General features: G+C 45.9%; 1 protein-coding gene. It reads right to left on the minus strand.

Translation table 11 applies throughout. The features are described 5' to 3' along the window. On the minus strand, positions 1-749 hold a 749-nt coding region (locus ACFIKG_RS09595; RefSeq protein ID WP_375652231.1), incomplete at both ends, for a hypothetical protein.

Here is a 749-nt window from a genome sequence, read left to right on the forward strand (position 1 = left end):
CCGTCCAATCGATCATCACTAATCAGTGGTTTGGAACCATCAAAATCGGTGTTTTTAACACCAGCCAAACCTTTATCGCCAGAGCTTAAGCCAACTTGCTCAACCCCCTCACGCACCGCATGATTGTCAATATAGCCTGTCAACTTAGCATCAAGCGTGCCACCCGCTTCAATCGTGCCGTAAACAGCATCATAGGTACGCTTGGGTGTTTGGGTAAAAGTAGGACCGTCCCATTCGTCTGCACCATGCGCTATACACCCTGGATTGGTCCACATATTACAGTCTTTATGTCTGTAGCGTGTTTCAGTCACAACCTTAGTTGTTTCGATTAAATCACGCCCCTCATTGAGCAAGGTATCGCCATGCATCTCAATATTGCCATTGGCAGCAATCAAGCTATAGCTATTGCGGATATCACCGGCATTAATTGTCAGATGACGTCCTACTAAAATCTGTGCAGCATTATTGGTAAAATGAGGCTGCTGACGAATGATCGTAGTGTCGATATTTTTCTTGATCTTTGTGTGTTTATCAACACCTGGGATTTTTTCCCATTCTCCTTGCACGTAACTATGACCAACCACTTTATCGCTAACTTCAACCCCACCTTCACGCATGTTGGTAAGCGCTGAGACATCGAAGGTCATATCGCCGGACACGGCTTCTAAAAGACCTGAGCTGTTGATCACATGACCAGCCCGCTCTCCACTTAAACCACGGATGATGAGATTGTCTTCAGCAATGACGTC

The organism is Bartonella sp. LB28NMGDW, from assembly GCF_042194435.1.
In the GTDB taxonomy this organism is placed as follows: Bacteria; Pseudomonadota; Alphaproteobacteria; order Rhizobiales; family Rhizobiaceae; genus Bartonella; species Bartonella grahamii.